Source organism: Hydrogenophaga palleronii NBRC 102513, assembly GCF_001571225.1.
Classification (GTDB): domain Bacteria; phylum Pseudomonadota; class Gammaproteobacteria; order Burkholderiales; family Burkholderiaceae_C; genus Hydrogenophaga; species Hydrogenophaga palleronii.
On sequence record NZ_BCTJ01000041.1, the window covers coordinates 24,879 to 31,470 of the forward strand.

Below are 6,592 nucleotides of genomic sequence, written 5' to 3' on the forward strand. Positions count from 1 at the left end.
ACACACCATGAGCACCTACCTCTTCCCCCCGCCCGCCGTCGCCGCCGTTCCCGTGCGTGGCCAGTCCGAACTGTTCCCGGTCAACCGCCTGTTCTTCGTCGGCCGCAACTACCATGCGCACGCGGTGGAAATGGGCAAGCCGGTCGACAAGACGGTGGAGCGCCCGTTCTACTTCACCAAGGCGCCGCAGACGCTGGCGCTGTCGGGCAGCACCACGCCCTACCCGAGCGAAACCAGCAACTACCACTTCGAGATGGAACTCGTGCTGGCGGTGGGCAAGGCGGGTTTTCGCGTGAAGGCGGAAGACGCGCAGGACATCATCTATGGCTATGCCTGCGGCCTGGACATGACGCGGCGCGACCTGCAACTGGTGGCGCGCGACAAGGGCCGCCCCTGGGACCTGGGCAAGGACGTGGAGCATTCCTCCGTCTGCAGCGAGATCGTGCCCATGCCGGGCGTGGTGATGGAGCGCGGCGCCATCGAGCTGGCCGTCAACGGTGAGACCAAACAAAAGTCCGACGTGGACAAGCTGATCTGGAACATCCGCGAGATCATTGCCGACCTCTCGCTCTTCTACCACCTGCAACCCGGCGACCTGATCTACACCGGCACGCCCGAAGGCGTGGGCGCGGTGCTGCCGGGCGACCGCATCACGGGCCGCGTGGAAGGCGTGGGCGAGATCGCACTCACCGTCGGACCGAAGGCCTGACAACTCCCCGGTAAATGGGGGCGCCTGGCGCGCTGGCTAAGATGCGCAGCACATGCCTGCACCGTCTCCCTCGTCCTCCCGCACCGTGCGCTGGCTGCTCTGGCTGGCCGGCACGCTGTCGCTGGCGCTGGGCCTGATCGGCGTGGTGCTGCCGGGCCTGCCCACCACGCCCTTCGTGCTGCTGGCCGCCGCCTGTTACGCCAAGGCCTCGCCGCGCCTGCACGCCTGGTTGCTCAACCACCGCTTTCTCGGCCCGATGGTGCGCGACTGGGAACAGCACCGCAGCCTCACGCGCCGCACCAAGTGCATCGCCATCGGCTCCATGTTGCTGATGGTGAGCCTGTCGGCCTGGGGCTTTCGCCACCAGCCCTGGGCACTGGGCGGGCTGCTGCTGGCCGGTGGCATTGGCGCGGCGGTGGTGCTGCGCATTCCCACGCGCACGGGCTGAACCGCCCGGCGACACGCGCCCCGCTCAGACCGACTTGCGCGGCGGCAGTCCCCAGACCTGGCGCAGCACCGACAGCGCGGCGACGATGGCCGGGTCGTGCTCGGCCGTCTTGGGGTAGATGAAACTCAACAAGGCCGCCACGCGCGTGTGCGGCCAGATCACGAGCTCGTTGCGCTCGGCCGCCGGCACCGCCATGTCTTCGCGCAGCAGCGCCAGGCCCAGGCCGGCACGCACCAGGCTGAAGGGCGCCGAGGCGTCGTCCGACTCCACCACCTGGTTGGGCAGCAGGCCCTGGCGCGAGAACAGGTCGCGCAGCAGGGTCTGCACGTGGCTGGCGTGTGGTGTGCCGATCCACGGCAGGTCGGCGATCTCGCGCCAGCCCGCGTGCAGCACACGCTCGCGGTAGTCCACCGGCGCCACGATGCGGTAGTGGATGGTCTGCAGCGACAGGCCGAGCACGTCGCGCGGAATGTGCGGGCCGATGTAGAAGGCCGCGTGCAAGGAGGCGGTGGCCACCGCCTCGCGCAGGGCCTCGGCATCGCCCGAGCGGGTCTTGATCTCCAGCAGCGGCAACGCGGCCACCAGGCCACCCAGCAGCGACCCCAGCCGCAGCGCATCGGGGTCGCCCAGCGTGCCGATCACCAATGCGCCCGACACCTCGCCCTGCAGCTCACGCGCCTTGGCCGTCAGCGTGCCGGCGGCCGCCAGCACCTGTTCGGCTTCGGGCAGCAGGCGTTCGCCGGCGCGCGTGAGCGCGATGCGCCCGGGCCGGCGGTCGAACAACGACACACCCAGCTCTTCTTCCAGCGCCTTGATCTGCCCGCTGACGGCCGGCTGCGTGACGTGCAGGACTTCCGCCGCGCGCGTGAGCTGGCCGATCTTCGCCACCGTGACGAACGCGCGCAGCTGGTAGATTTCCATGCCGCCGGGCGGTCAGTGCGTGAGGAAGCGCGCCTGCGTCGGCTCGATCCCCAGACGCACCTCGGCCCCTGGCGGGAACAGGGACAGGCCGGAGTAGTGGGACTGGTTGGCCACGATCAGGGTCTCGCCCACACGCACGCGGTAGCGCGAGGTCTCGCCCAGGAATTCCGAACTCTCGACGCGGCCGTCGAGCCAGATGCGCGAGGCGTCACCTTGGTCGTCGCGCACGCGGATGTGCACGGTGTGCGGCCGGAACGACAACGAGGCCGGGCCGGTGACCGGGCTCTCCTGGTTGCGCGGCAGCACCATCTCGCCCAGGCCGTCGGCCTGGAAGTGCAGGGTCTCGCCGTTGACGTGGGTGATGCGGCCCTCCACCAGGTTGGCGGTGCCGACGAAGCTGGCGACGAAACGGTTGGCCGGAAAGTCGAACAGCGCGGCCGCCGTGCCGACCTGCTGCAGCACGCCCTTGTCGAGCACGGCCATGCGGTCGGCGGTGGTCATCGCCTCTTCCTGGTCGTGCGTCACGAAGATGGTGGTGAGGCCGAGCGTGCGCTGCAGGTTCTTCAGCTCTTCGCGCATCTGCACGCGCAGGTTCTTGTCGAGGTTGGACAGCGGCTCGTCGAGCAGCAGCAGCTTGGGCTCGATCACCACCGTGCGCGCCAGCGCCACCCGCTGCTGCTGGCCGCCCGAGAGCTGGCTCGGGCGCCGGTTGGCGTAGGCCGACAGGCCCACCAGCTCCAGCGCCGCCGCCACCTTGTGGCGCAGCGACTCCTTCGGCTCCTTGCGCTCGACCAGGCCGAAGGCCACGTTGTCCCACACCGTCATGTGCGGCCACAGCGCGTAGTTCTGGAACACCATGCCGACGTTGCGCAGGTGCGGCGGCGTGCCGGTGATGTCCTTGCCGTCGATCAGCAGCTCGCCACGCTGGTGCTGGTTGAAGCCGGCGATCAGCCGCAGCAGCGTGGACTTGCCCGAGCCCGAGGGCCCGAGCAGGGCGAAGAACTCACCCGGCTCGATGCGGATGTTGACGTCCTTGAGCACTTCGGTGCTGCCGTAGCTCAGGCTGATGTGGCGCGCTTCGAGGGAAACCTTGTTCAAGTGCATGTGTGTCTTCCGGTTGTCTTCTTCGTGGCCGTCTCAGGGCTGCTGCGGTGCGTGCACGGGAGCGCGCGATTTTTCCACCACGCGGTGCGACAGGTAGGTGCCGATGGCCACCACCACCACCGCGATCACGCCCAGCGCCGCGCCCGGGCCGCGCCCGGCGATGCTCTGCATGTAGAGGTAGATGCCGTAGCTCATGGGCGCCTGGCTCTGCGCCGAGGTGAGCAGGATGGTGGCCGAGAGTTCGACCGCCGCGGTGATGAAGCTGGTGACGAAGCCGGCCAGGATGCCGCCCATCATGAGCGGCACCATGATGCGCCGCACCGTGCTCACCTTGCCCGCGCCCAGGCTCTGCCCGGCCTCTTCCAGCGAGATGTGCACCTGCTGCAGCGCCGCCATGCAGGAGCGCAGCGCATACGGCAGGCGGCGCACCGCGTAGGCAATCATGATCAGCACCCAGGTGGTGACCACCGGCGTGTCGGTGAACGGGATGTTCACGCCCTTGAACATGCGCAGGTAACCGATGGCCAGCACCAGGCCCGGAATGGCCAGCGCGATGGAGGCGATGTAGTCGAGCCAGCGCCGTGCCGGCAGGTTGGTGCGGAAGATCAGGTAGGCGATCAGCGTGCCCAGCACCACGTCGAGGCCGGCGGCCATCAGGCAGTACTTGAGCGTGTTGTAGACCATCAGCTTGGAGTCGGTGAACACGGTGGCGTAGTGTTCCAGCGTGTAGCTGTCGGGCAGCACCGAGAAGCTCCAGACCTTGGAGAACGACATCAGCAGGATGCCGATGTGCGGCGCCAGCGTGACCAGCAGCACGAACACCACCCAGGCGTAGGCCAGCACCGAGGCCCAGCCGCGCAGGTTGCGCCGCTGCAGCGAGCCGCCGCCCTTCTGCAGCGTCGAGTAGTCCTTGCCTTTCATGACGCGCGATGCCATCCAGAGCGCCAGGATCGACAGCACGATCATGATCACGCTGATGACATAGCCCAGCGGGTCTTCAATGCCGACCGAGGTGATGCGCAGGTAGGCCTGGGGCGCGAGCATGTTGGTCACGCCCATCACCAACGGCGTGCCGAGGTCGTCGAACACCTTCACGAACACCAGCGCCGCGCCGGCCAGGTAACCCGGCAGCGAGAGCGGGAAGATGATGCGCCAGAACAGGCGCCAGCCTTTGGCGCCCAGGTTCTGCGCCGACTCTTCCATGGCGCCGTCGATGTTGCGCATCGCCGCCACCAGGTTGAGCAGGATGAACGGGAAGTAGTGGATGCTCTCGACGAAGGTCACGCCCACCAGGCCGTCCATGATCGGCACGGTGAAGCCGAACCAGTCGTTGAGCAGCAGGTTGACCGAACCGCTGCGGCCGAAGATGAGCTGCAGCGCGACCGCGCCCACGAACGGCGGCATGATCAGCGGCAGCACGCCCAGCGTCTGGATCAACAGCGCACCGCGGAACTCGAAACGCACCGTGAGGTAGGCCAGCGGGATCGCGATCACCGAGGCGAAGAACACCGAGGCCAGCGCCACCTGCAGGCTGTTGATCAGCGATTCGCGCAGCAGGCTCTGGCCGAAGAAGTTGCTGAAGTGCCCCAGCGTGGGCGCTCCCGTTTCCGTCACGAAGGCGGTGTAGATCACCTCGCCGACCGGCAACAGCAGGAACAGGAACAGGAAGGCGAACACGAGGCCCGCCAGCAGCCAGTGGCCCCACACCACGGGCGGGCGGGTGCGGCGCAGGGGCGCGGGCGAAGGCGCGTCGGAACCTGTCAGGACAGCGGACATGGGTTTCTTTCCGGGAAATGGGGTGGCACTGGCGTGGCACGCGGCCGCGCCAGTGCGTCAAGCGTCGCTGGCGCGCGCGCCGCTCACTTGGCCGCGGCGGCGGCTTCGTTGGCCAGCGTGCGGGCGCGATCGTAGTTGGACTTGGCCTTGGAGCTCCACAGCTCTTCCAGCCCGGTGAGCTGCTTGGCCACCGCCACGTCGCGTTTGTTCTGGCGGAACAGGTCGAGGAATTTTTCGTCCTTCACCATCGCCTCGGGCACCAGCGACGAATACGCAAAGCTCTTGGCCTGGCGCAGCAGCTCGCTGCCGTGCGCATTGGGCTTGGCCTGCAGCTTGCGCTCGGCGTCGTGGATGGCGCGCGTGGCGGCCTGCAGCTCTTTCAGGCGGAAGGTCACCATCTGGTCGAACAGGCTCACCACCACCTGGTAGCGGTTGCTGGAGAGTTCGGAGTTGAACTGCACCTTGGCGCGTTTGGCGATCTCCTGCGCGTCCGGGTAGTTGGCCGGCACCTTGGCACCGAAGGAGGCGTTGGGCAGCACCGGCAGGCGGCTGATCTTCGGATCGAACAGCAGCTCCTGGCCTTCGCGCGAGAGCGTGAAGGCGATGAACTTCTTGGCCTCTTCGGCGTTCTTGGCGCCGTTGACGAGCGCGATGTTGGCCGGCACCACCGCCGTCACCGACGGGTAGTGGAACTCCACCGGGTAGCCCGAGTACTTGCCGGCCAGGCCGAAGAAGTCGATCACCAGGCCGACACCGTACTGGCCGTTGTTCACGCCATCGGGCACGGCGAAGCTGCGGTCGGTGACGGCGGCGGCGTTGCCCGAGATCTGCAGCATCTGCGTCCAGCCCTTTTCCCAGCCCTCACCCTGCAGGATGGTCTCGACCGTGAGGTGGGTGGTGCCCGAGCGCGAGGGCGAAGACAGGGCCACGTGGCCGAAGTACACCGGCTTGGTCAGGTCGGCCCACTCGCGCGGCGCCGGCACCTTGTTGGCCTGCATGTAGCGGGTGTTCCACATCAGGCCGTAGCCGGCCAGGGCCTGGCCGTAGTACAGGCCGTTGGGGTCGTTGATCGGGTAGTTGCCGACCTTGGCCGGCGCCTGCGGGTTCTTCACCTCGGGCGCGGCCTGCAGCAGCTTGTCGCGCGCCAGCACTTCGAAGGCGTCGGGCGCCGAGGCCCACATCACGTCGGGGCGCTGGCCGGCCGCCAGTTCCTTGATGTAGGCGATGCTGGCGGTGGTGTTCTTGTTGAGGATCTCGATCTTGATCCCCGGATTGGCGGCCTCAAAGGCCTTCTTGTAGGCCTCGGTCAGTTCCTTGGGGAACGAGGTGATCACCGATACCGTGCCGGCCTGCGAAGCAGACCATGCGGTCAGCAGCGAAAGAACCAGCACCTTGAACGCGGATTGTTGTGCCAAGGTTGTCTCCATCCTGTGTTTGTGACGGAGTCAATTTAGCAACAGAATGCGCGCCCGACCAATCATGGTTTCTGATGGACCGCATAAACCGCGGCGCCGGTCGGGTAAACCCCGAGGGCCGGCGCCGTGGTGGTGCGAGAAGGCGAACGATCCGGCGCCGGGTCAGCCCCAAGCCGGATCAACCCCTTACTTCGCGGCGCGGCGCGCCAGCACCTCGAA

6 protein-coding genes are annotated in these 6,592 nt (G+C 67.6%); 2 read left to right on the forward strand and 4 right to left on the reverse strand.

Features of this window, described 5'->3' with window-relative positions; translation table 11 throughout:
- Positions 1–7 precede the first annotated feature (7 nt).
- Positions 8–709, forward strand: a complete 702-nt coding sequence (locus HPA01S_RS19680) for a fumarylacetoacetate hydrolase family protein (RefSeq protein WP_066272716.1) — start codon at positions 8–10, stop codon at positions 707–709.
- Between the two features lie 52 nt (positions 710–761).
- Positions 762–1,157: a YbaN family protein gene (locus HPA01S_RS19685; protein ID WP_066272718.1), complete on the forward strand. Its 396-nt coding sequence runs from the start codon at positions 762–764 to the stop codon at positions 1,155–1,157.
- 24 nt (positions 1,158–1,181) lie between these two features.
- Here HPA01S_RS19685 and HPA01S_RS19690 read toward each other — a convergent pair whose 3' ends face one another.
- From HPA01S_RS19690 to HPA01S_RS19705, 4 genes are all read right to left on the reverse strand, one after another.
- On the reverse strand, positions 1,182–2,078 hold the full coding sequence (locus HPA01S_RS19690) for a LysR family transcriptional regulator (RefSeq protein WP_066272720.1): 897 nt from the start codon (positions 2,076–2,078) through the stop codon (positions 1,182–1,184).
- A gap of 12 nt (positions 2,079–2,090) precedes the next feature.
- Complete coding sequence (locus HPA01S_RS19695) at positions 2,091–3,176, reverse strand: ABC transporter ATP-binding protein (RefSeq protein ID WP_066272731.1); 1,086 nt, start codon at positions 3,174–3,176, stop codon at positions 2,091–2,093.
- Between the two features lie 39 nt (positions 3,177–3,215).
- Positions 3,216–4,958 carry an ABC transporter permease gene (locus tag HPA01S_RS19700; RefSeq protein ID WP_066272721.1) on the reverse strand — a complete coding sequence of 581 codons (1,743 nt, stop codon included), beginning with the start codon at positions 4,956–4,958 and terminating at the stop codon, positions 3,216–3,218.
- An 83-nt stretch (positions 4,959–5,041) separates the two neighbouring features.
- Positions 5,042–6,349 carry an ABC transporter substrate-binding protein gene (locus tag HPA01S_RS19705; protein ID WP_370671000.1) on the reverse strand — a complete coding sequence of 436 codons (1,308 nt, stop codon included), beginning with the start codon at positions 6,347–6,349 and terminating at the stop codon, positions 5,042–5,044.
- Positions 6,350–6,592 lie beyond the last annotated feature (243 nt).

Bases quoted from the DNA above. Each gene is read 5' to 3' on its own strand.
- HPA01S_RS19680 (WP_066272716.1), top strand. From the start codon at position 8: ATGAGCACCTACCTCTTCCCCCCGCCCGCCGTCGCCGCCGTTCCCGTG.
- HPA01S_RS19685 (WP_066272718.1), top strand. From the start codon at position 762: ATGCCTGCACCGTCTCCCTCGTCCTCCCGCACCGTGCGCTGGCTGCTC.
- HPA01S_RS19690 (WP_066272720.1), bottom strand. From the start codon at position 2,078: ATGGAAATCTACCAGCTGCGCGCGTTCGTCACGGTGGCGAAGATCGGC.
- HPA01S_RS19700 (WP_066272721.1), bottom strand. From the start codon at position 4,958: ATGTCCGCTGTCCTGACAGGTTCCGACGCGCCTTCGCCCGCGCCCCTG.